Origin of the sequence: Actinoallomurus sp. NPDC050550 (assembly GCF_040655075.1) — a bacterium.
GTDB lineage: Bacteria > Actinomycetota > Actinomycetes > Streptosporangiales > Streptosporangiaceae > Actinoallomurus.
The window spans coordinates 239,961-262,792 of sequence record NZ_JBFAJC010000001.1 but is presented as its reverse complement, the minus strand read 5'-3'; the positions used below and the strand labels follow the sequence as shown (position 1 = coordinate 262,792).

At 71.9% G+C, this 22,832-nt stretch carries 23 protein-coding genes and 1 pseudogene; 10 read left to right on the top strand and 14 right to left on the bottom strand.

Features of this window, described 5'->3' with window-relative positions:
• The first annotated feature begins 212 nt into the window (after positions 1-212).
• The 4 genes from AB0I04_RS01255 to AB0I04_RS01240 all read left to right on the top strand — a co-directional run bounded on the left by AB0I04_RS01255 (position 213) and on the right by AB0I04_RS01240 (position 4,225).
• Positions 213-1,826 (top strand): MFS transporter, encoded by a 1,614-nt coding sequence (locus AB0I04_RS01255; protein WP_360877033.1) that lies wholly within the window; start codon positions 213-215, stop codon positions 1,824-1,826.
• A gap of 111 nt (positions 1,827-1,937) precedes the next feature.
• Positions 1,938-2,555 (top strand): DUF402 domain-containing protein, encoded by a 618-nt coding sequence (locus tag AB0I04_RS01250; protein ID WP_360877030.1) that lies wholly within the window; start codon positions 1,938-1,940, stop codon positions 2,553-2,555.
• A gap of 107 nt (positions 2,556-2,662) precedes the next feature.
• Positions 2,663-3,157, top strand: coding sequence for a hypothetical protein (locus AB0I04_RS01245; RefSeq protein WP_360877027.1), 495 nt, complete (start codon positions 2,663-2,665; stop codon positions 3,155-3,157).
• Between the two features lie 57 nt (positions 3,158-3,214).
• The gene (locus AB0I04_RS01240) at positions 3,215-4,225 is read left to right on the top strand and encodes a hypothetical protein (protein WP_360877025.1); all 1,011 of its coding nucleotides are present in this window, start codon (positions 3,215-3,217) and stop codon (positions 4,223-4,225) included.
• A 162-nt stretch (positions 4,226-4,387) separates the two neighbouring features.
• Here the strand turns inward: AB0I04_RS01240 and AB0I04_RS01235 are convergent, their stop codons facing one another.
• The 3 genes from AB0I04_RS01235 to AB0I04_RS01225 are packed head-to-tail and all read right to left on the bottom strand — an operon-like array spanning position 4,388 to position 7,187.
• Complete coding sequence (locus tag AB0I04_RS01235) at positions 4,388-5,521, bottom strand: alpha/beta hydrolase-fold protein (protein WP_360877022.1); 1,134 nt, start codon at positions 5,519-5,521, stop codon at positions 4,388-4,390.
• A 5-nt stretch (positions 5,522-5,526) separates the two neighbouring features.
• The gene (locus AB0I04_RS01230) at positions 5,527-6,603 is read right to left on the bottom strand and encodes an alpha/beta hydrolase-fold protein (RefSeq protein ID WP_360877019.1); all 1,077 of its coding nucleotides are present in this window, start codon (positions 6,601-6,603) and stop codon (positions 5,527-5,529) included.
• Entirely contained in the window at positions 6,603-7,187 is a 585-nt protein-coding gene (locus tag AB0I04_RS01225) for a hypothetical protein (RefSeq protein ID WP_360877017.1), read from the bottom strand. The genes AB0I04_RS01230 and AB0I04_RS01225 overlap by 1 nt, the downstream gene beginning before the upstream one ends.
• Before the next feature lie 208 nt (positions 7,188-7,395).
• Between AB0I04_RS01225 and AB0I04_RS01220 the strand changes: the two genes are divergently transcribed.
• Together AB0I04_RS01220 and AB0I04_RS01215 are read left to right on the top strand one after the other, a co-directional pair.
• On the top strand, positions 7,396-8,919 hold the full coding sequence (locus tag AB0I04_RS01220) for a hypothetical protein (RefSeq protein WP_360877014.1): 1,524 nt from the start codon (positions 7,396-7,398) through the stop codon (positions 8,917-8,919).
• A gap of 212 nt (positions 8,920-9,131) precedes the next feature.
• Complete coding sequence (locus tag AB0I04_RS01215) at positions 9,132-10,244, top strand: lysylphosphatidylglycerol synthase domain-containing protein (protein WP_360877011.1); 1,113 nt, start codon at positions 9,132-9,134, stop codon at positions 10,242-10,244.
• A 5-nt stretch (positions 10,245-10,249) separates the two neighbouring features.
• On the opposite strand, the gene AB0I04_RS01210 is transcribed toward AB0I04_RS01215, so the two are convergent.
• Both AB0I04_RS01210 and AB0I04_RS01205 read right to left on the bottom strand, forming a co-directional pair.
• Positions 10,250-10,888: a response regulator transcription factor gene (locus AB0I04_RS01210; RefSeq protein ID WP_360877008.1), complete on the bottom strand. Its 639-nt coding sequence runs from the start codon at positions 10,886-10,888 to the stop codon at positions 10,250-10,252.
• Positions 10,889-11,006: 118 nt separating this feature from the next.
• Positions 11,007-12,206 carry a histidine kinase gene (locus AB0I04_RS01205; protein WP_360877005.1) on the bottom strand — a complete coding sequence of 400 codons (1,200 nt, stop codon included), beginning with the start codon at positions 12,204-12,206 and terminating at the stop codon, positions 11,007-11,009.
• A 131-nt stretch (positions 12,207-12,337) separates the two neighbouring features.
• Here AB0I04_RS01205 and AB0I04_RS01200 point away from each other — a divergent pair, with 131 nt between their 5' ends.
• Positions 12,338-12,718, top strand: coding sequence for a hypothetical protein (locus AB0I04_RS01200; protein ID WP_360877003.1), 381 nt, complete (start codon positions 12,338-12,340; stop codon positions 12,716-12,718).
• A gap of 75 nt (positions 12,719-12,793) precedes the next feature.
• Positions 12,794-13,033: pseudogene (locus AB0I04_RS01195) on the top strand (hypothetical protein); the annotation flags it as partial.
• Here AB0I04_RS01195 and AB0I04_RS01190 read toward each other — a convergent pair.
• Positions 12,930-13,757 (bottom strand): helix-turn-helix transcriptional regulator, encoded by an 828-nt coding sequence (locus tag AB0I04_RS01190; RefSeq protein WP_360877000.1) that lies wholly within the window; start codon positions 13,755-13,757, stop codon positions 12,930-12,932. The pseudogene AB0I04_RS01195 and the gene AB0I04_RS01190 overlap by 104 nt on opposite strands.
• Positions 13,758-13,923: 166 nt before the next feature.
• Between AB0I04_RS01190 and AB0I04_RS01185 the strand changes: the two genes are divergently transcribed.
• Positions 13,924-14,670, top strand: coding sequence for an NAD(P)-binding domain-containing protein (locus AB0I04_RS01185; protein WP_360876997.1), 747 nt, complete (start codon positions 13,924-13,926; stop codon positions 14,668-14,670).
• 68 nt (positions 14,671-14,738) lie between these two features.
• On the opposite strand, the gene AB0I04_RS01180 is transcribed toward AB0I04_RS01185, so the two are convergent.
• The 8 genes from AB0I04_RS01180 to AB0I04_RS01145 all read right to left on the bottom strand — a co-directional run bounded on the left by AB0I04_RS01180 (position 14,739) and on the right by AB0I04_RS01145 (position 22,005).
• Entirely contained in the window at positions 14,739-15,170 is a 432-nt protein-coding gene (locus AB0I04_RS01180; RefSeq protein ID WP_360876994.1) for a hypothetical protein, read from the bottom strand.
• Positions 15,163-15,522 (bottom strand): hypothetical protein, encoded by a 360-nt coding sequence (locus AB0I04_RS01175; RefSeq protein ID WP_360876991.1) that lies wholly within the window; start codon positions 15,520-15,522, stop codon positions 15,163-15,165. Before AB0I04_RS01175 ends, AB0I04_RS01180 begins: the two co-directional genes overlap by 8 nt.
• A gap of 126 nt (positions 15,523-15,648) precedes the next feature.
• Positions 15,649-16,458: a YceI family protein gene (locus AB0I04_RS01170; protein WP_360876989.1), complete on the bottom strand. Its 810-nt coding sequence runs from the start codon at positions 16,456-16,458 to the stop codon at positions 15,649-15,651.
• Between the two features lie 13 nt (positions 16,459-16,471).
• Positions 16,472-17,248, bottom strand: a complete 777-nt coding sequence (locus tag AB0I04_RS01165) for a carboxypeptidase regulatory-like domain-containing protein (RefSeq protein ID WP_360876986.1) — start codon at positions 17,246-17,248, stop codon at positions 16,472-16,474.
• On the bottom strand, positions 17,241-17,807 hold the full coding sequence (locus AB0I04_RS01160) for a MarR family transcriptional regulator (RefSeq protein ID WP_360876983.1): 567 nt from the start codon (positions 17,805-17,807) through the stop codon (positions 17,241-17,243). The genes AB0I04_RS01165 and AB0I04_RS01160 overlap by 8 nt, the downstream gene beginning before the upstream one ends.
• Positions 17,808-17,809: 2 nt before the next feature.
• Positions 17,810-20,161, bottom strand: a complete 2,352-nt coding sequence (locus AB0I04_RS01155; RefSeq protein ID WP_360876981.1) for an MFS transporter — start codon at positions 20,159-20,161, stop codon at positions 17,810-17,812.
• A gap of 131 nt (positions 20,162-20,292) precedes the next feature.
• On the bottom strand, positions 20,293-21,192 hold the full coding sequence (locus AB0I04_RS01150) for an SDR family oxidoreductase (RefSeq protein ID WP_360876978.1): 900 nt from the start codon (positions 21,190-21,192) through the stop codon (positions 20,293-20,295).
• Positions 21,193-21,246: 54 nt separating this feature from the next.
• Entirely contained in the window at positions 21,247-22,005 is a 759-nt protein-coding gene (locus tag AB0I04_RS01145; protein ID WP_360876975.1) for an SDR family oxidoreductase, read from the bottom strand.
• A 61-nt stretch (positions 22,006-22,066) separates the two neighbouring features.
• Here AB0I04_RS01145 and AB0I04_RS01140 point away from each other — a divergent pair, with 61 nt between their 5' ends.
• Positions 22,067-22,831 carry an enoyl-CoA hydratase family protein gene (locus AB0I04_RS01140; RefSeq protein WP_360876972.1) on the top strand — a complete coding sequence of 255 codons (765 nt, stop codon included), beginning with the start codon at positions 22,067-22,069 and terminating at the stop codon, positions 22,829-22,831.
• Position 22,832: the final 1 nt, after the last annotated feature.

Here is a 22,832-nt window from a genome sequence, read left to right as displayed (position 1 = left end):
GTCCGACGGTAAACACTAGGGCTTGGTTCCCAGGCGCTGCAATGTTTCGGAAATTCGGTAAGGATCCCCCACGGCCGTTATGTCGGATGCGAGAGGTTCATGCCCCTCGGCGCGCCGGATTTGCCCCTGGCCCGCCCATCCTCGATCATTGACCGAATGTCCCCCGAGCCTCACGAGCCTCACCAGGCACATACGGGGAGTGCCGCCGGGCGATGACCACCACGCTACAGCCGGCACCTACCGCCGACGCTCCACGCACCCGACGGCCCGCCCACCGGCGATGGCTGTCGCATCCGATCGTGCTCGCGACCGCGACCGCCGCCATCCTCCACCTGTTGTGGGCCTCGTACGCCGCGACGGACGGCGGAGACCTCGCCGCACAGTATGCCTGGACGAAGTTCGCGTTCCGTCATCCCGGCTCCGCCTACGACTTCGCGTGGTACGGCGGCATGCACCCGGCTTCCTACAGCGTCCTCGCGCCGTACCTCATGGCACTGATCGGGGTGCGCACGGTCGCGGTGATCGCCGGCACTCTATCGGCCGCGCTGGTCGCCCTGCTACTCGTCCGCTCGGGGATCCGACGCCCCCTCGCCCCGGCGCTGTGGGGCGCGTTCTCCCTGTCCTGCAACGCCGTCTCCGGCCGTGTCACCTTCGCACTGGGCCTGCTGTTCGGGCTGGCCGCGGTGACCGTGGTGTTCGTCCCCCGGGGCCCCCGGCCGCTCCGCGCCGCCGCCGTCGTCGCCCTCGGGCTACTGGCCACCCTCGCCAGCCCCGTCGCCGGGCTGTTCCTGGAGGTCGTCGCCGCCGCGCTGTTCCTCACGCGACGCCGCACGGCGGCGTACGCCGTCGCCGCCGGCCCGCCCGTGGTCGTCGCGGGATCCGCTCTGTTCTTCCCCTTCAGCGGCGTCCAGCCGTTCGCCTGGTACCTCGTCGTCGCACCGATCATCGCCTCCCTGGCGCTCGCGAAGTACGCGCCCCGTGAGTGGCGGACCGTTCGCATGGGCGCGGTGGTGTACGCGATCGGGACCGTGCTCACCTTCATCATCCCGTCGCAGGTGGGCAGCAACGTCGACCGGATGGCCCTGTTGTTCGCGGGCCCGGTCCTGCTGGCCGCCGCGATGCGGCGGCGCATGGCGATCCTGTACGTCGCGTTCGCGGCCACGGTCATCTCCCAGGTGGTCCGGCCGGTCTTCGACCTCGTCAACACGGCCGCGAACGTCGGGCACACGACGAGCCTGGTGAACGAACTGCGCCGGGTCCGCGCCGACCGTGGACGGGTCGAGGTCGTCCCGGAGCGCACCCACCTGGAGGCCTCGGCACTGGCCTCGGAGGTCAACCTCGCCCGCGGCTGGAACCGCCAGGCCGACGTGCAGCGCAACGCCGTGTTCTACGACGGCACGCTCACCCCGGACACCTACCACGCGTGGCTACGCCGATGGGCCGTCGGGTACGTCGTCCTGCCATCGGCCCAACCCGACTGGCAGGCCGAAGAGGAGGCCCGCATCGTCGGCGCGGGCCAGCCCTGGCTGAAGCCGGTGTGGAAGAACCGGTACTGGCGCCTGTACCGCGTCACCGACGCCGTCCCCCTCGCCGACCCGCCGGCGACCGTGGACCGCGCCCTGGACAACGAACTCGACGTCACCGTCACCACCGCCGGATCGGTACTCATCCGCGTCCCCTGGTCACCCTGGCTGAAGGTCCTCGACGGCCGCCCAGGCTGCCTGGCCAAGGCGGGCGACTGGATCCGCCTGTACGCCCCCGAACCCGGCAAGTACCGCATCGCCGCCCCGTACCGCCTGCCCCGCGGCTCCAGCTGCCACGGCTGACGTCGCGGCATCCGTCTCTGACATCCGCCCTGCCGCTGGTATCGCCGTGGCAGGATCAAGACCGTGACGGTCGACGGGGCCGGGGCGCCGGCGTTCCCTCGAGGATCCACGGTGGTTCGCCGGGACGTGCTGCGGGGCAAAGTGTGGTCGGCGGCCCCCTTTCGAGTGATCCAGGGCACTGACACCGTGCTGATGCTCGGCTGCTGGCCGGGTGTCGAGATGCTCGCGCCGACCACCTGGATCCAGTGGCTGCGCACCGGCGATGATGCCGTGCGCAAGCAAGCCGTCCCCAACCTGGCCTCCGGCCGCTGGGAACTGGACCGGTGGGTCTGGCGGGACACCACCGTGCTCGTTCGGTACGAAGCCGGCCGGCACTTCAGCGTCAGCCGGTTCTTCGATGCCGAGGGCCGCTGTGGCGGCTGGTACGTCGACTTCGTCCGGCCCTTCCAGCGGACTGCCATCGGCATCGACACCTTCGACCTGCTGCTGGACCTGGTAGTGACGGCGGACCTGTCGACCTACCGCTGGAAAGACGAGGACGAATACGCCCACGCCCGCCGCCTCGGGCTGATCGACGACGCGCTCCACCGGCGCGTCGAGACCGCACGCCAACAGGTCGTCTCCCTGATCGAATCCCGCCAAGGCCCCTTCGCCGACGACTGGTCATCGTGGAAACGCGATCCGGCCTGGCCGGCGCCGACACTCCCCCTCGACGAACCCACCGGCTAAGTGAAGCTACCGAACGGCTGCGCTCTCCAGCTCCGTCCACGGTTGTCCAGGGCAGTTGTTACACGCCATCAGTCTGCGCTTAACGATCATGCTTTAGTGTCGGAAGCATGAGCGGCAGCCGTTCGGACGCTGTCCACGCACCACAAGACTGCGAGCCCCCTCACATGAACATGAGCACAGATCAGTCGACGACCACCGCCGCCTCCACCCTCTCCTCCGCCCGCAACACCGTATTCAGCGCCCTGGTGGGCATCTCCGCAGTCGCGGTCCTCCTCCAGGGCCTGTGGGCCGGAGTCTTTCTCGAACACGACGGACAGCGCGATGCCGCCGGCAGCTGGATCGACGTTCATGCCCGAGGTGCGGACGCAGCCATCGCTTTCGCGGTTCTGGGCACCGCCTACGCGCTCTGGAAGCGGCGCACGCGAAAGGACCTGTGGATCGGTGGCTTGGTCTTCACGGCCCTCCTCATCGCAGAGTCCTACATCGGCGGGCAGATCCGCGACGCGAGCAAGGACACCCTGACCGCGATCCATGTCCCCCTTGCGATGGCCATCATGGGGCTCGCCGTCTGGCTCCCTGTGCGCGCACGCCGCACTTCCTGAAACACCCGGAACGGTGAAGCGCGTACAGATGTGGATCTTGGACGGTATCTTCGCGACATGCGTACGCAAGCGGCGATGTCGAGCAGCGAAGTGCCCTCGGGGTCCCGGATCACGGACTTCACGGTGGTCGAGACCGCGACTGGGCCGCTCGTCGTCTGCGCCGACCTTCGGTACGGAGGAGTGTGGTCCTGGGATCCCCTGCGCGACGTCTGGCAGGACCGGCCCCTGGCCTTCGCCTGCGCCGGGGATCCGATGGCGGCGCAGTATCCCGATGCCGAGAACGACATCGATTCGGTGGCCGCCGTCGTGTCCGGCGGGCGCGTGGTCCTTGCGGCGGGAGGCGACGAACAGGGCATTGCCCTCTGGGATCTCGAGAGCGGCGAACTGATCCGGGGAGCGAGCTTCAACGACGACTACACCGCGGCCATCACCGAAGTGCGAGGCGAGGGACCGCCCCTGTTCGTGACCGCCACGCAGAACGCGGACGAGATCCTGGTGTGGAGGCCGTCCGCCGAGGAGCCTCCCACGGAACTCCCGAACGACGACATCCTGGGCATCGGCGGTGTCACGGCCGCATCCGGCCACGGCCTCGCGATGGCAGCAGCGGGCGGAGGTGACGGGGCGGTCACGGTGTGGGATCTCACGCGAGGCGAGAGCTTGGCGTCGTTCTACAGCGAGGCAGGGCATGTGGCGGCCGTCTCCCTGTCACGTCTCGCGGAAGGCCCGGTCGTGGCGGCGGCGGCCGAGAACGACATCTACGTGTGGGACTTGACCCGGGATCCCGAAGACGATCCGATTCACGACCCCTTGACGGGGCACGAGGAGACCATCCGTTCCCTGGACACCGTCACGTTCGACGACCGCTGCCTCGCGGTCACCGGGGGCGACGACGCGACGGTGCGGATCTGGGATCTGCGGACCGGCACGCAGGTAGGCGATCCGCTGTCCGGCCACAAGGGCAGCGTCGAGACGGTCCGGACGGCCGTGCTCGACGGGCGTCACGTCGCGCTGAGCGCGGGCCGGGACGGAAGGATCAACGTCTGGGACCTCCAGGCCCTGGCGCGGTAGCCGGTCGGCCGATCGCGGCGAGCGTGTCCAGATAGGCCGCGAGGCGCCTTCGTTGACGTTACAAAGCGCGCAAATAGGGCATCCGCCGGTCCACTGCGGCGTCAACACGACGACGCCGACCCGGCAGGGCCGTCGGCTCATCCGCGCTGCCAGACGAAAGCCTCACACGCCGAGGCGGCCGCTGAGCCAGCGCAAGGCAGGGGTGAGTTCGCGGCGCCAGACGCTGAAGTGGTGGCCGCCCGTGGGGAGGGTGATCGAGGAGACCTGCATCGGGGCGTGGACGAGCGCGACGAAGCGGCGCGTCGCGGCGTAGTCCTTCTCGCCCACCTTGCTGGTCGTGACCAGGACGTCGATGGGCGGGGCGGGGCGGTGCTGGAGGCGCCAGGCCAGGTCGTTCTCGTTCCGGTAGGCGGGGCTCCCGCCGTACAGGTCGCCGGTGGTGATGTCGCGCAGCGCCTTGTAGTAGCCCGACAGGGAGATCGCCGCGGCGAACCGGTCGGAGTGGCGCATGGCGAGCTTGAGCGCGCAGAATCCGCCGGTCGAGTCTCCCATCGCGCTCCAGCCGGTCGGACCGGGGACGGTGCGGTACGCGCCCTGGATCGCGGCGGGCAGGTCGCGGGCGAAGAACGTCTCGGCGAGCGGGCCTTTCGGGACGTCGGTGCACTCGGTGTCGCGAGGCGGGGTGAGCATCGGCCGCATCATGACGAAGATCATGGGCTTGAGGCGGCGGGCGGCGATCTCGCGGGCGGCGGTCTGCGGGAGTTGCAGGCGGGTGATGAGGTTCTGGGCGTTGCCGGGGTAGCCGGTGAGCGCGAGCGTCACCGGGAAGCGCCGGGTCTTGTCGCGGAAGTACTGCGGCGGCAGGTAGACGTAGGCCAGCCCGGTGATCCCCGAGTGGCTCCCGTGGATCGTCACCGCCTCCAGCCGGCCGTCCTTGGCGGGCACCTGGTGGCCGTCGATGAACGCGTCGTGCGTCGGGACGAGCGCCGGGTCCTGGCCGGCGGGCCCGCCGGCTCCCCCCGTCACGTGGCCGTTGTGGCTGCTGGGGTCGCCGGTGCCGCCTCCCCCTGACCCGCCGGGCATGCCGAGCAGGTCGCCCCAGGATCCGTAAAAGGCGAAGTACGCGTTGGCCACGGTGAGGAGGGCGGAGAGGAGGAGGACCTGGGAGACGAGCAGCAGGCCGACGCGCGCCGGGACCCGGCGCGCCGCGCGTGGGGCGACCCAGACGACGCCGACCAGCGCCGCCAGGGCGAGGAGGCAGAGGAGCAGAATGAAGGGAGTGCCCGTGAGGCCCATCGATATTAGTTCTCCGGACTCAGCCGGCCGCTGAGCCATTTCAGTACGGCAGGAAGGTCCCGCTGCCAGGTCGGGAGCGCGCCACCGCCGGTGACGGTGAGGGAGTCGGCCCGTACCGGCGGCTTCGCCACCGCGGTGAGCTGCCGCGCCGGTACGGTGGCGCCGCCCGCGGTGACGACGAGGAGGTGCGCCGGGGGCGGCGGGCGGTGGCTCAGCCTCCAGAGCAGGTCGTTCTCGGACCGGATCGCCGCGCTGCGCCCGTACAGCTCTCCGGGCGGGGCGCCGTACGAGGCGGCGGCGCTGACCGCCGCCGTGAACCGGTCGCCGGCCTCCAGGGCGAGCTTGGCCGCGCAGTAGCCGCCGTCCGCGTCGCCGATCACCCCCCATCCGGGGCCGTCGTGGGCGACACGGTAGGACGCCGCGACCGCCATCGGCACGTCCTCGGCGAAGAACGTGTCGGCCTGCTGCCCGCCGGGCGCGTCGACGCAGGCACCGACCGGACGCATCAGGACGTACACCGTCGGCTGCACGGTGCGGCCGGCGATCTGACCGGCCGCGACGGACGGCAGGCGCAGGTGGGTGATCGCGGCGTGCACGTCGGCCGTCAGGACCAGCACGACGGGCAGGCGCCGATGCTTGTAGGCGTGCTCGGAGTACTGCGGAGGCAGGTACACGTAGGCCGGGGCGGTGACGCCGGAGCGGGGTCCGTGGAAGACGACCGCGTCCAGGCGTCCCTCCTTTGGGGGCAGGCTCCGCGACAACGCGTCGGACGAGGGCCGCAGGGACGGCTGCGACGCCGCGGCGGGCGACGAGGTCGGATCCGCGCCGCCGACGACGTGCACCTTGCTCTTGTCCGTGCCCAGCATGTCGGCCCACGAGCCGAAGAAGCCGAACGAGGAGTTCACCGCCACGAGAATCGCGAAGACGACGAGAAGCTGGGCGCCCACAACGAGGCCCGCCCGCGACGCCACCTGGCGCGGGCCGCCACCCGCGACGCGGGGCAGCAGGATGACGCATGCCACGAACGCGGCCAGCCCGAGGATGCCGAGCAGTACGACGAAGGGGCCGTCGGTCAGGCCCATCAAGACGCCTTTCCTGTTCGGACGCCTGTTGTGACGCCCGGTCTGACGCCTGTTGTGACGCCTGGTCCGATGAGGGGACGCAGCCACGTCCGGCGGATCCGTGCGACGAGGCGCCGCACCGGTCCCTCGAACAGCACGAAGCCGATCAGCGTGACCGTCACTCCGACGACGCCGCCCCCGGCGAGGTCCTCCAGTGGAACTCCCCCGATCGCGAAGGCCAGTGCCATGAGCACCGCGGCCCCGCCGGCCACCAGCCCGAGCCACCGGCTGACGAGCAGCAGGCCGACGGCGGTCGCGAACGCGACCGCCATGTGGTCGCTCGGCTCGGGAAGGGCCGCGGTGCGCGCCGCCCCGTAGATCGGCAGTCGTACCGTCGGTGTCTGCTCGAGCGGCTGGTTGACCAGCACGGCGGCGATGACACCGACCGGCGCCCAGATCGCGGCGGCCATGGCCGCGGCGCGCCGGTGACGCGCCATCCACCATCCGGTTCCGAGCAGGGCGGCGAACAGAATCGGCCCGAACGTCACCCAGCCGGCCAGCGCCACATGCGACCAGTGACCGCCGACCAGTTGAGCATCGAGCATGTGTATGTTTTTCCGCGGGTGCACGGATCCCCTCAGTATGCGAAATCGCTGGCCGCCAGCGTAGGAACCCCTGGGTCAGCAACGGTTCAACGCATGGTTAGCGCCACGCTCACCTTTCCCCCTCCCGGAGGATCCGGCCACCCACATGTCGTGGTCTCCCGGCGCGGTTCAGAGGATTCCCACAGCCTCGGTGTCTACCCTGACCTGCGTGATCAGGTCTTGGCGGGCGCCGATGCCCGCCGTGCGTCCCGCCGCTCCGCTGATGATCGTCGCCGTCGCGTACGGTATCGCCCAACTCGCCGGTGCGGCCGCGCACATGCGGCTCGGCTGGGACGAGACCGTCTACGTCAGCCAGGTCAGCCCGCACGTGCCCGCAGCGTACTTCAGCGCGCCTCGGGCCCGGGGGATCACGCTGCTGGCCGCTCCGGTCGTGGCGGTGACGTCGTCGCTCACCGCCCTGCGGTGGTACATGACCGTGCTGTCGTCCGTCGGTCTGGTCGTCGCGTACTGGCCGTGGACCCGGCTCCTGCGCCCGGTCACGGTCGGGATCGCCGCGCTGCTCCTGACGAGCCTGTGGATGGTGCGGTTCTACGGCAACGAGGTCATGCCGAACCTGTACGTGGCGTACGGGGCGGTCGCGGCGGCCGGCTGGTTCACGCACGTGGCCGCGCCGCGCGGGGAGATCGCAGCGGTCGGCGGCGGCGTGCCGGATCCCGGGAACGTCGCGCCCCGGCGGGCGTGCGCGTGGCTCGCCGCCGCCGTGGCGTGCACCGCACTGCTGCGGCCGGGTGACGCGGTGTGGCTCGTGCTCCCGCTCGCGGCGGCGGCCGTCGTCATGGGCCGGCACCGGATCGGTCTCCTGGCCGGCATCGCCCTGGGCATGGCCGGGGGCCTCCTGCCGTGGATGGTGGAGGCCTACGTCCGGTTCGGCGATCCGCTTCGGCGGCTGCGCGACTCCAGCAGGGTGGAGGGCGGCCTGGGCTGGCATCCCGACGGCGTCCTGATGAATCTGCGGACCCTGAACGAGTTCGTCCTGTGCCGGCCGTGCGGCACCACGATCTCCCATGTCCCGACGCTCGCGCTGTGGTGGCCGGCGATCCCTCCGCTCGTCGTGGCGGGGCTGGTCCTGGCCGCCCGGCACGGCCGGCTGCGCCTGCTCGCGCCGGCCGCTGCCTGCGGAGCCGTGCTGGCGGCCGTGTACCTGCTGTTCGTCGGGTACGCCGCGCCGCGCTTCCTCATCCCCGCCTACGCGCTGCTGGCCCTGCCGGTCGCCGAACTCGCCGTCGGCCTGGTGGTCCTGACCAGGGGACGGTGGCGCGGGGCGGTCGCCGGCGCCGTCGCGACCGGGCTGGTCCTCCTCGCCGCCGGCCAGCAGGTCGTACTCGGGCGCGTGAGCGGGTTCGAGGCCGGGTCGCGCCGGGACTACTCCTCGCTCGCGGCGAGCCTGCGCGACCTCGGCCTCCACCGGCCGTGCACGCTGTCGGGGGAACAGGCGCAGCCGCTGGCCTTCTACGCGGGCTGCCGATCCGTGGAGGTCAGCGGGAACAACGCCTCCACCACGACCGCTGGCCTCCTGCGCGAGGCCCGGACGACGCGGTTCGCGGACCTCGAACTCACCGGGGCCCGCCCACGGTACACGCGCGGCTGGCGCCGATACGTCCTCACCACCCCGGCCGGGGACCATTGGCGCGTCTACGTCCCACCGGGCACCGCGTACGCCCCGCGGGGATAGTCTCTGCCCGTGAGCCCCTCAGGCACCGGGCTCCACGCGACGCATGATCACCCGCAGCATGCTCGTTGTACTATTCAGGTAGTGAGACGCCCACGGCGACCCCATGGTCGGTGACGGCACCGCCCGCCGACGGACCTGGAGGAACCCATCACGTCAGCCGCCCCTCATCCCGTGTTTCACCATTGCTCCATCCGGCGGGGAAGGTTGAGGCCATGAGCCGACGCATCCTCACTCGCCAGCGGGCGCCCGAGCCTCTCGTCGAGCGGCAGCCTCTCGTGGACGTGGAGCGGATCGACGGGTCGGCCGTGGCCCGGTTCCCGGCGCGCAACTGGGTGGTCGCCGGATTCCTCGCCGCCACGCTCTGCGGGGTGGCCGTCGGCGCCCGCCTGGCCGACATCGACGTGGTCGACGACGTCGACGTGGGCGGCTGGGCAGGGGCGGTGTCCTCCGGCGCGAGCCGGATCCAATGGGGGTTCGTGCCGGCGATCGCCGCGCTGACCACGCTGCACTATCTCGCGTCGGCACTCGGCGTACGCGCCGCCGCCGACGGCGTCTCCGGCCGGCGGCTCGGGCTGTGGGAGGTCACGGCGGCGCAGTTCGCGGGTGCGGCGGCGAACCGGCTCGCCCCGAGCGGGCTCGGCTCGGCGGCCGTCAACTGCCGGTACCTCACCCGGCGCGGCCTGCCGATGTGCGAGGCGACGGCGGCGATGGCCGCGGCCAGCCTGGTACGCGGCGTGACGAAGCTCGGTCTCGTCGCCGTGGCCGTCGGCGTGTGGAACGGTCTCGGCGACCCGGCGGCACCGACCATCCGCCTCGACCGGATCGTCGCCCGGCACGCCGGGCTGATCGTGCCGGTCCTGGTCTCGGTCGGGGGCGTGGTGCTCCTGGCGGCCCTGATCGTGCTCTGCTGGCCACGGGGCCGGGCCTGGACGCGCGCCGCGATCACCGATGTCGGCCGGTCGCTGCGGCACCTCCTCCACCGGCCCCGCTGCCTGCTGGCGACGATCGTCGCATCGACCGGCGCGCACGCCGCGCTCGCGGTCGCGTTCGCGGCCAGCCTGCTCGCCATCCCCGGAACGGACGGCCGGGACTTCGGCGTGTTCCTCGCCGTCTACCTGATCGGCGCCACGGCCGGCGCCGCGATCCCGACACCGGCCGGCGTCGGGTCGACCGAGGCGGCGCTGATCGCCGCGCTGGCGGCCGCGCACATCCCGACCGGCCAGGCGGCCGAGGGCGTGCTGCTGTTCCGGGCCATGACCTTCTGGGCCCCTGTGCCGGTGGGCGTCATCAGCACCCGGCGCCTCCGCCGCACCCACGGCCTGTAGCCCGGTCAGGTCAGGCCGTTGCGGGCGGCGAAGACCGCCAGGCGCACGCGGTTCGCGCAGCCGGTCTTGGTCATGAGGCCGGCCACGTGCGTCTTGACCGTCGTGACGCCGATGTGCAGCCGTCCGGCGATCTCCGCGTTGGACAGCCCGTCCGCGACGAGGGTGAGGACGGTGCGCTCACGGCCGGTCAGGTCCAGATCGGGAACGGCGGGCTCCTCCTGGCGAGCGCCGACCGCCTGGGCGACGAGCCGCCGCAGCACCGGCGTGCTGAACGGACTGTCCCCGTCCGCGGCGCGCCGGATCGCGTCGACGAGCGTCTCGGGCGCGACGTCCTTGGCGAGGAAACCGCACGCTCCCGCCGCGAGCGCCGGATAGAGATGATCGTCGTCGTCGAACGTCGTCAGGACGACGACGCGCGTCGCGGGCCGCTCACCGAGGATCCGCGTCGTCGCGGCGATGCCGTCGATGCCCGGCATGCGCAGGTCCATGATGACCACGTCCGGCGCGAGACTCGCCGCGAGGCGTACGGCCTCGGCCCCGCCGGTGGCCTCGCCCGCCACCTCGATGTCCTCGGTCGACTCGCACAGCATCCGCAGGCCCGCGCGTACCAGATGCTGGTCGTCCACGATCAGCACCCGGATCACGCCACGACTCCCACCGGCTCGACGAGAGGCCCGCCGCCCATCACGCCACCTCTCCCCTGCGCATGAGACGCCGGCCCTCGAGGATCAGCGCCCCAGAGCACGCCGTCCTCGCCCGTCCTCATGACCGCCCCTGAGGCAGCAGGGCGGACAAGCGCCAACCGTCGGTGGTGGGGCCGACCTGGAGGCTACCGCCGACCAGGTCCACGCGTTCGCGCATGCCGAGCAGGCCGTGCCCGGTGCCGCCGATGGCCGGGGATCCGCCGGCCGCGTCGTTGCTGATCTCCAGGCTGACCGCGCCGTCCCCCGTCATCGCCGCGGCGAGCCGTACGGACGCCTGGCTCCCGGCGTGCTTGACGACGTTCGTGAGCCCTTCCTGGACGAGGCGCAGCAGCGTCAGGCCGCGTACGGCGTCGAGCTCGGCGAGTTCGGGGGCGATCGAGGAGTCGACGCTCAGGCCGGCCTGCCGTGCCCTCTCCACGAGCCCGTCCAGGGCGACCGGCAGGTCCGTCGGCTCGGTGAGCAGGCGGCCCGGGTCGTCCGGGTCGCGCAGCGCGGTGAGCAGGCGGCGCAGGTCGGCGAGGGCGCTGGACGCGCTGGCGTGCACGTCGTCCAGGACCTCCGTCACCCTTGGGTCGGTACGCGGGATGACGTGGCGGGCGACGCCGACGCGGAGTGCCATCGAGGCCATGTGGTGGGCGACCATGTCGTGCAGCTCGCGGGCGATGGCGGTCCGCTCGCTCATGCGGGCGGCCCGTTCGGCCTCGGCCGCCCGCGCCTGGGCGCTGCGCGCGACCTCCTCCAGGGAGCGGACGTACGCCGCCAGCAGGACGGGGCCGCCCACGACGGCGGCCACCTTGTACAGCAGGGCGGGGACGTCGCCCGGCAGGCCCATCGCGGCATAGACCCCGGTGAGCGCCATCGCCGGGAGCACCGCCGGAACGCCCCACCGGCGGAGCGCGACCTCGAACAGCGCGACACTCGCCATGATCTTGATACCGATCGGCGGCGCGTCGCCGAACGCCTCGGCGAGGGCGAGCAGGACCGGCTGGCCGAGCGCCACGGCGAGCGGGAACCGCCCACCGGTGGCCCCCAAGACAAGAGAGCACAGCGCGAACGCCCAGTCGATCCGGGTGGCGGGAGTGCCGGACCGGTGCAGGAGAAGGTAGCCGAGCGCACAGGCGAGCAGCACGGCCCGCATCGGGCCGAACCCGCGCCCGAGCAGCACGGCCCGCATCGGGCCGAACCCGCGACTGAGCAGGACAGTCCGGATCTGACCGCGTCCTCGCCCGAGCAGGCGGCGGAACCGGAGGATCTCCACGCCGCCGAGCGTACGGCCTGGCCGGGCCCGGCCCGTTCCTCCTCCGGGAGGAGGAGGCCTCCTCCGACCGGCCGCCGGGTCGGGCCGCCCGGCCGAGGCGGGCGGCCGTGCCGCGGCGAAAGGTTGGCGGCATGACGACACACATCGCCCATCGGGACGGCGCCGCCGCGGCGTTCGTCTTCCTCGGCGGGGCCCTCGCCGTCGGGGTTTGGACCGTGCTGCTCGGCTTCTACGCCTCCGCCGACGTCCGTCCCCTCTGGATCGGTTTCGACCTGTTGCTCACCGCCGGCATGGCGCTGACCGGGTGGCTGGCCCGGCGGCGGGACGGGCGGGCCGCCCTGACCGCCGCCGGTCTGGCCGCGCTGATGCTCGCCGACGTCTGGTTCGACGTGATGACGGCCCGGCCCGGCTACCGGCCGACCTCCATCGTGATGGGCCTCACGCTGGAGCTCCCGTTCGCCGCCGTCTGCGCCGTCTTCGCGCTGCGCGTGCGGGCCCGCGGGTGGAGGTGACCGTGTTCGCGGCACTGGGCAGGTTCGCGGCCGTACGGCGCCGGTGGGTGGTGGCCGCCGCCCTCGCGTTCTGACGTCGGCGTGGGCCTGGTCATCGCGGTCGTCGTCGACGCGACCGTCGTACGCGGGCTGCTCGTCCCCGCCACGATGCGCCTGCCCGGCGCGCGCGCCTGGTGGGCACCCCGGCCGCTCTCCCGCTGGTGGCGTCGGCTCACCGGCTCCCGAGCTCCCGCAGGGCCTGCTCGGACGCCGAGCCCGGCTCGGCGGCGAACAGGTCCAGCCCGCTGCACGATGGCTCGTCGGGCAGCGCAATGAGCTCACCGTGCATGGTCAGCTCGCCCACGACCGGGTGGTGCAGCACGTACGTCCGGGACCGGACCCGCGCGACCGGGTGCTCAGCCCACATCCGCGCGAAGTCCGCGCTCAGGTCGCGCATGTGGTCGATGTGCGCCGCGAGTCCGGAGTCCCCGCGATACCGCCCGAGCAGAACGCGCAGATGACCCACGTGCTCGCGCGCCGCCCGCTCCCAACCGGTGCGGTGCAGCTCGCGCAGGTAGGGCTCGGTGAACAGCAGGTGCGAGAACGTGCGGCGGTTCTGCGGCAGCGCGGGGAAGTCGCCGAACACCGCCACGGCGAGCCGATTCCAGCCGACGATCTGGGTGTGCCGGCCGACCACGAGTGCCGGCGTCATCACGAACGACTCCAGCAGGTGGCGAAAGCCTGCGGACACCTCCGAGACTGTGGCCCCCGTGCATGGCATCGGGCGCCGTGCGATCCGGTGCAGGTAGGCGAGTTCGTCGGCGTCCAGGCGCAGTGCCGCGCCGACGGCGTCCAGGACCTCGTCCGAGACGCTGTCGCCCTTGCCCTGTTCCAGACGCGTGTAGTGGGCGACGCTCACACCCGCCAGCCGGGCCAGTTCCTCACGCCTCAGGCCTTCGACCCGGCGCGCTCCGCCGTAGTCGCGCAGCCCGACATCCTCCGGGCGCAGCCGGGCACGGCGTGACTTGAGGAACCCGCTCAGCTCGGTCCGGTCGTCCACGTGACAACCCTACGTCTGCGTTCGCCGCGCGTGATCACGCCGTGAGTACGCAGAACACGGGCCTGGTCGTGCGGTCGCGGCGGTTCCACGCTGTCAGGCGAGCCACTCGCGCGCGACCGGCGCGGGCGGCTCTCATCGCGGCATCCATCCAACGAACGGAGAAAACGTGTCCCGAACGCTCGGACTCATCGGCAGCGGAATGATCGGTTCTGCCGTCGCCCGTCTGGCCGTCGCGGCCGGCCTTGAGGTCGTCCTCAGTAATTCGCGAGGACCTGAGACACTCGCCGACCTCGTCGCCGAGCTGGGCGGGCGTGCCCGAGCGGCCACACCGGCAGAAGCGGCACTCGCCGCGGACCTGGTGGTGGCCGCCATCCCGCTGAAGGCCTACGAACACCTCCCCGCCGAAGCCCTGGCCGGCAAGACCGTGCTGGACACGGCGAACTACTACCCCGAGCGGGACGGCCACCTGACCGAACTGGATGCGGGCGAACTGACCTCCAGCGCCCTGATGCAGCGTCACCTCGCGGCCTCCCAGGTGGTCAAGGCGTTCAACAACATCACCCCGCACCAGTTGTTCACTCTCGCCCGGCCCACGGGCGCGCCGGACCGCAGTGCCCTGCCCATCGCCGGCGACGACGCGGCGGCCAAGACGGAGGCCACCCGCCTGCTGGACGTCCTCGGTCATGACGCGGTGGACATCGGCACGCTCGCCGACAGCTGGCGCAGTGAACCGGACACACCGGTGTACATCAGGCCCTATCTCGGCGAGATCCCCGCCATGAGCGTCGAGGCATTCCTTCGCTGGACTCTCCGGACTCCCGGAGTCGTCGTTCCCGCAGGGCAGGTCGGCAAGCTCGTCGAGACCGCGGTTCGCCGGCCGGCGGGCGAGGCCAGGCTCCCCAGCGACGACTGACTCGAGAACGCCGCCGGCGCCTGCGCGTTCGAGTCGCGTTCACCAGACCGGCGACGGTCGCCCGCCGCTCAGCGCGGTGCGGTGCGGCGCAGCCACAGCAGCCCGAGCACCGGGAGCACGAGCGGCACGAAGCCGTACCCGCTGCCGTAGCCGGACCACACGGTCGCGTCGGGGAAGGCGGCGCGGTCGGTGAGGCTGTAGGTGCCGACGGCGAGCACGCCGATCAGCTCGATCGTGCAGGAGGCGACGGCGACGCGATGCGACGTACGGCCCGAGCGGGCGATCGTCACGGTGGCCAGGATGTACACGACGGCGGCGAACGCCGACAGGAGGTAGGCGACCGGCGCCTCGTGGAACCGCGTGGCGATCTGCACGCCGGCCCGCGACGTGGCGGCGAGGGCGAACACGCCGTACACGGCGATCAGTACTCGTCCCGGCCCGGACCGACGCGCGGGCCGCTCGGCGTCTGCCACGGGGCGGCCGTCCTCACGCTCAGCCATGCCACACCTGCTGCATGCGGACGATCAGGACGGCGGTCACCAGAAAGCCGGCGGCCACCACGACCGGACCCCAGCGGCTGCGCTCCCCCAGCCCCCAGAGGGCGGCGATGGGCAGGATCACCAGCGATCCGGCGAGGTAGCCGAGGAAGACCGCCATTCCCCCGGTCGGCCGCGCGCCGCCGGCGAGCCAAACGATCGCCCAGATCACCTGGACGAGCAGGCCGGCCTCTCCCACGGCGGCCGCGCCGAGCAGCAGCACGCCGACCCGGCGGTTCAGGGCGGCGGTCACGAACGCGAGACCGGCGAGCACGAGCGCGCCGATGATCAGTGACACCGCCAGGGCGTGGACCACGCGTCAGCCTTTCTCGTTCTGCCTTCGGACGAAGACAGTACTACGCCCTGTAGTACAAGCGGTCGGCGGCCGGTCGCCCGCTCGGCACTCGACCGTGGCACAGGCCTCCGGCGGACGGTCGTCCGCTCAGCGTTGGACGATCTCGATGTCGAGCTCGACCTGCAGGGTGCCGCCGACCGCGGCGATCCCGACCCGTACCGCCTGGTTCCAGTCGACGGCGAACTCGTCGCGGTTGAGCTCCGTCACCGCGTGGAAGCCGCAGCGCACGCCGCCCCACTGGTCCGGCCCCATGCCGAGGTACGTGGTGTCCAGCGTGATCGGGCGGGTGACGCCGCGGATGGTCAGCTCGCCGTCCATCGCCCACCGGTCGTCGGCCAGCTGCCGCAACCCCTTGCTCCGGAAGACGATGTCGGGGAACGCCTCGGCGTGCAGGAAGTCCTTGCTGCGCAGGTGCGTGTCACGGTCGGCGTTGCCGGTGTCGACGCTGGCGGCCCGCAGGGTGACCTCCACGGTGGAGTTCTCCACGGGATCGGTGACGACCGCGTGACCGCTGAAGTCGGCGATCCGCCCGCGGACGCTGGCCAGGCCGAGGTGGCGGGCGCGCACCTGAACGGACGAGTGCACGGGGTCGATGTCCCAGACGCCCGGGTCGGGGAGCCGGCGCCCGCCCGCCCCGGTGAGCTCGATGTCGCCGACGTCCAGGCCGTTCGGGCCGACGACCGCGGTACGGGCCTCCGGCTGGTGGCCCGCGGCCGAGACGATCAGCGTGTAGGCGCCCGGCGCGACGCCCTCGATGACGGCGCGGCCGGTCGTGTCGACCGCGGTGCGGGCCGCCTGCCGGCCGGTGGCGTCGGTCAGGGTGAGTATCGCGTGCTCGACCGGCCAGCCTCCGGGGGCGACGATCCGGGCCGTGACGGCGACGTTCGCGGGATTCACGGAGCAGCCCCTTTCAGGCGGTCAGCGTGACGTCGGACTCGACGGACCGGCCGCCGGTAATCTGGACGGGGACGGCGGCGGGGCCGTGGCCCGCGGCGACGAGCGTGTACGTCCCCGGGTCGAGGTCACCGAAGGAGAACTCACCGTTCATGCCGCTCACAGCCGTTCCCACGATGCTCCCGGCCTCGTCCATCAGGGTGAGGCGCGCCCCGTCGTACGGCCGGTCGTGCAGCCACACCTCGCCGTTCAGTGTGCCCCGCGCCAGCAGTTCGAGGTCCCGCCGGGTCTGTGTGCCCTGCCGGACCGTCACGGCGGCGGCCACCGGCCGCTGCCCGGGGGCCGAGGCGACGAGGGTGTAGCTGCCTTCGGGGAGGCTGATGAAGGAGAAGCCGCCGCCGTCGGTGCTGCGCGCCGTTCCGACCACGTCTCCCTGGACATCGGTGACGGTGATCGTGGCGTCGGCGACCGCCTCGCGGGTGCCGGAGATCCGGACGATGCCGATGAGCCCGCCGACGCCGGCGATCGTCATGTCGTGGCGGACGGTGCCCTCCCCGACCGCGACCAGCGAGGCGATCGGCTCGTGACCGGGCGCCGAGGCGATGATCAGGTAGGTGCCGCCCTTGGTGACGTTGAGGCGGTACTCCCCGTCCATCCCGGTGTACGCGGAACCGATCTTGCGACCGGCCATGTCGGCGAGGGTGACCACCGCGTCGGCGACCGGTGGTCCCTCCGTCCGCCGTACCGTGCCGAAGACGGTGAGCGTCTCGCTGAGCGCCGTGTTCTCAGTCATCCCTGTCTTCTTTCGTGGGTCGCTCGGACCGGTCGTGGGGTGCCGGCACCCAGGGGTGCCGGGTGTGACCGACCATTCCTTCGCTGCGCGGCCGGTCCGGTGCGGCGGCCAAGGTCTCCAGGGCGGGCAGGGCCGCGGCGAGGTTCACCCGCTGGTCGGCCGGCAGCCGCCGGATCCGATCGGCGAGGAACCCCGTGGTGCGCCGGCCGAGTTCGTCGAGCAGTTCGTCGCCGGCGTCGCTGACGATCAGCCGGCACACCCGGCGATCCCGCGGATCGGGCCGGCGGGTGATCAGCTGGAGCTTCACCAGCGCGTCGACGATGTGCGAGACGGTGGGCGTGCTGACCGCCATCCGCCGGGCGAGCTCCCCCACGGGGAGCGGGCCGCTCGTGGCGATGGTGGTGAGCGCGGACAGGCGGCTCGGGGTGAGCTGGGCCGGCCAGTCCTTGCGCAGCCCGCGGTTGAGGTCGACGAGGGCGAGGCGAAGCCGCCCCGCCATCGCGGCGGAGTCGTCCACGACGTCGTCCCCCTCCGCTCGTTCCGTCTCACCGGCGTCCATGGTCAGTCGCCCAACGTCACACGCACGGTGATCGGGGCGCCCGGCGCGACCTCGACCGTGTGCGTCACCGGCCGGTGGCCGGCCGCGACCAGCGTGTAGTTCCCGTCGACCAGGCCGGTGATCCGGTATGCCCCGTTCTCGTCGGTGACCGTGGTCGCCACCACCTCGCCGTTCTCGTCGGTGACGGTGGTGGTGATCCCGCTGATGGGGAAGCCGTGCGGGGATCGCACGACGCCGGCCATCTCCCCGGACGGGGGGACCGTGTCGGGGACGAGCGGGAAGTCCCGGACGACCGAGGCCTCGGCCACCAGGACGGTCGCGGCCTGCGGGATGCGGCCGGTCGCGGTGACGATGACGAGGTGGTCGCCGGCGGTGACCGCGATGGCGTACCGGCCGTCCGGCCCGGTGGCGGCCCGGCCCAGCTGGTGCCCGTCGGGGCCGGTGACCGTGACGGCGGCACCCTCGACGGGTGCGCCGGCCCCGTCGTGGACGAATCCCGCGATGACCGGCCCGGTCCGGCCGTTCAACACGGCCCGCTCGGCGGCGGGCCGCGCGTGCGCCGTCCGGACCATCTGCGGGACCGTGGGCTCGCTGAGCGCCACGCCGGCCTCTCCGGTCACGCCGGCCAGCTCCGAGCCGAGCGACTCGTGCTCGGCCGCCTTCCGGGCGCGCCTCCTCCCCTGGGTCAGCAGGGACGCGATCGCCGCGACGACACAGGCCGCGATCGCGAACCAGAAGGCGATCGTCAGGCCGTCATGGAACGGCTGGGTGATCAGGTGCGGGAAGAAGCTGCGGCCCGTGAGGTAGGACGCGTGGTCGGCGGGCAGCCGGTTCAGCTCGGGGCCGAGCAACTGCCGCATCGGGTTGTAGCCGAGGAACGCCGCGAACAGCACCGCGATCGGCGGCAGGTGCGAGATGGCCTGGGCCGACTGGTCCGGAACGCCCTGCGCGGTCAGGCCGCTCTGCAGCGCGGACGGCAGGCTGTGGGACAGCCCGGCGACCATGAGGCTGAAGAAGATGCCGATGGACAGCACGGACGCGGCGTTCTGGAAGGTCGCGATCATGCCCGCCCCGACGCCCCGCTGGTCGGCCGGGACGGCGTTCATGATTTCGGCACGGTTCGGGGAGGCGAACATGCCGGAGCCGATGCCGTTGACCACCAGCAGGACGGCGAACACCCAGTACGAGAAGTTCACCGGGATGGTGAGCAGCAGCAGGAAGCTCACCCCGGTGACGAGGGCGCCGCCCGCGGTGAACGCCCGGACGCCGACCCGGTCCGACAGCAGGCCGGACAGCGGCGCCGACACCAGGAAGCCGACGGTCAGCGGGATCATGTAGATGCCCGCCCACAGCGGCGTGTCCTCGAAGCTGTAGCCGTGCTGGGGCAGCCAGATGCCCTGCAGCCAGATGATCAGCATGAACTGCAGGCCGCCGCGGCCGAGCGCGGTGAGCAGGCTCGCCAGGTTGCCCGCCATGAACGTGCGGTTCCGGAACAGCGACAGGTTGAACAGCGGCTCGGAGATCTTCGTCTCGATGAAGACGAAGACGCACAGCACGAGCGCGCCGCCGATCAGTGCGGTGAGAACCCACGGGTTGGTCCATCCCATGGTGTGATCTTTGTACGGCTGGATCCCGTATGTGATGCCAACGAGAACAGAAATCAGGCCGATCGCAAAAGTCAGGTTGCCCCACCAGTCGATCCGGGCCTTCTTGCGCACCCCCGCGTCGTGCAGCTTGATGAAGGCCCAGAAGGTCCCGAAGACGCCGAACGGCACCGACACCAGGAAGATGTAGTGCCAGTTCACCGGCCCAAGGACGCCGCCGAGGACGAGTCCGATGAACGATCCGGCGATGGCCGCGATCGCGTTGATGCCGAGGGCCATGCCGCGCCGGGTGGCCGGGAAGGCGTCGGTGATGATGGCGGTGGAGTTGGCGAACAGCAGTGCGCCGCCGATGCCCTGGACGATCCGCCAGCCGATGAGCCACAGCGCCGCGGCGGACCCGTGCATCCAGCTGACCGACAGCAGGATCGAGCAGACGGTGAAGACCGCGAAGCCGAGGTTGTACATGCGGACCCGGCCGTACATGTCGCCGAGCCGGCCGAAGGACACCACCAGCACCGCGGTGACGACCATGAACCCCATCATCATCCACAGCAGGTAGCTGGTGTTTCCGGGGTCGAGGGGGTTGAGGCCGATGCCGTCGAAGATGTTCGGCAGCGCGATGAGCACGATCGACTGATTGATCATGACCATCAGCACGCCGAGCGTGGTGTTCGACAGCGCGATCCACTTGTACCCGGACCCGAGGGCGCGGTGCTCTGCCCGGCCCGTCGCGTGGGCGCCCGTTGTCATCGGGAGTGCGCTCCTATTGCTTCGTCAGCACAAATGTTGCTTAGCGCTAACTAACTATAGGACAGTCGTGTTTCGCTCCGGTGACGTACAGGCTGTGAAAAAGCCCTCACTCTCGCGAGAAGTCCGGCAAATCAGGCACCGTACACGGGTTCCGGCGGCGCGGCACCGGCCAGCAGGCCGTGGACGACGGGCCCGAGCTCGGCGGGATCCCAGCGCGCCCCCTTGTCGGCGGCGGGGCCGTGCCGGAAGCCCTCCATCACGCAGACGCGACCGCCCTCGACCTCGAACACCCGGCCGGTGACGTCGCAGCCCGCCGACCCGAGCCAGACGACGAGCGGCGAGACGTTCTCCGGGGCCATCGCGTCGAAGCCGCCGTCCCCCGGAGCGGCCATCGTCGCGGCGAACACCTGCTCGGTCATGCGCGTACGGGCCGCGGGCGCGATCGCGTTGACCAGTACGCCATAGCGTCCCAACTCGGCCGCGGCCACCAGCGTCAGCCCGACGATGCCCGCCTTCGCCGCCGCGTAGTTGCCCTGACCGACGCTGCCGAGCAGCCCGGCGCCCGAGGAGGTCGTGACGACCCGGCCGGTCACCGGACGGCCCGCCTTGGCCTCCGCCCGCCAGTGCAGGCCCGCGTGCTTCAGCGGCAGGAAGTGCCCTTTGAGGTGCACCCGCGCGACGGCGTCCCACTCCTCCTCCGACAGGTTGACGAGCATGCGGTCGCGCAGGAACCCGGCGTTGCAGACGATCGTGTCCAGCCGGCCGAACGCGTCGAGGGCGGTCCGCACGAGCGCCTCCGCGCCGCTTGACGTCGCGATGTCGTACGGCGCGGCGACCGCCTCCCCGCCCAGCGCCCGGATCTCGGCGACGACCTCGTCCGCCGGGCCCGAGGAGCCGCCCGACCCGTCGAGGCCGACCCCGATGTCGTTCACCACCACCGCGGCCCCCTGCCGGGCGAACTCCAGGGTGTGGGCGCGGCCGAGCCCGCGTCCGGCGCCGGTGACGATGACGACACGGTCCTTACAGATCATCTGTTCTCCCGGTTCACGTTGGCCGAGTCGACGACGGCGGGGCGCCCTTACAGATCATCTGTTCTCCCGGTTCGCGTTGGCCGCGTCGAGGAAGGCGGGGCGCTCTCCACCGCCGTGCACCAGCAGGCCGGCGCCGCTCACGTAGCCCGCCAGGTCCGAGGCGAGGAAGACGCACGCCGCCCCGGCGTCGTACGGGTCGGCCAGCCGGCCGAGGGGCACGGTCCGCTCGACGGCGGCGATCCCCGCCTCGTCGCCGTAGTGCAGGTCGGATCTCTCGGTGCGGACCATCCCGAGGGTCACCGCGTTGACGCGCACCTTCGGCGCCCACTCGACGGCCAGGCTGCGAGTGAGGTTGTCCAGGCCCGCCTTCGCCGCGCCGTACGCCGCCGTGCCGGGCGACGGGCGCGCGCCGCTGACGCTGCCGATCATGATGATCGATCCGCCGTCGCCGCGCTGCATGACGGCGTTGGCCGCGCGGGCGACGAGCAGCGGCGCGATCAGGTTCAGCTCGATGATCTTGGCGTGCGTGCGGAGGTCGCCGTCGGCGGCGGGCAGGTAGGGCGTGCCGCCCGCGTTGTTGACGACGACGTCGAGCCGGTCGAGGCCCTCGGCGAAGTCCCGGACGGCGGCGGCGTCGCGCACGTCGAGGGAGGCGAAGCCCAGGCCCGGCGGCAGCTCGTCCGGCCTGCGGCGCGCGACGGCGACGACCTCGGCGCCCGCGTCGAGGAACGCCCGGCTGATGCCCAGGCCGACCCCGCGCACTCCCCCGGTGACGACGGCGACCTTGCCGCTGAGATCGAGTGTGTGCGGCATCGCACCCCCTTCCTCGCTCTGCTACGTTACTTCTAACAAATGTTTGGTGGAAAGGTAGCGCATGGGCATCTCCACCACGGTTCACGACCCGGGCGTCGTCGAGATCGTCATGGACGTTCCGCCCGTCAACGCGCTGACCGTCCAGGGCTGGCACGACCTCGCCGACGCGGTCCTGGCCGCCGGCCGCGACCCGGACGTCCGCGCCGTCGTGCTCCGCGCCGAAGGACGAGGGTTCAACGCGGGCGTCGACATCAAGGAGATGCAGGCCACCGAGGGACACACCGCGCTGCTCGGCGCCAACCGCGGCTGCTACGCGGCGTTCGCCGCCGTGTACGAGTGCGCGGTGCCCGTCATCGCGGCCGTGCACGGTTTCTGCCTCGGCGGCGGCATCGGCCTGGCCGGCAACGCCGACATCGTCATGGCCTCCGAGGACGCCTACTTCGGCCTCCCCGAGGTCGACCGCGGCGCGCTCGGGGCGGCCACCCACCTGGCCCGGCTGGTGCCGCAGCACCTCGTGCGGGCGATGGTCTACACGTGCCGCACCGTCACGGCCGACGAACTGCACCGGCACGGGTCGGTGCTCGAGGTCGTGCCCGTGACCGGACTGCGCGAGAGGGCCCTGGAGGTCGCCGGCGACATCGCCGCCAAGGACCCGTACGTCATCCGCCGGGCCAAGGAGTCGCTCAACGGCATCGACCCGGTGGATCCGAAGCGCAGCTACCGGTTCGAGCAGGGCTTCACCTTCGAGCTCAACCTGGCGGGCGCCGGTGATCGGCACCGCGCCGCCTTCGTCTCGGCCTCGGACGAGAAGGGACGGCGGCAGTGAA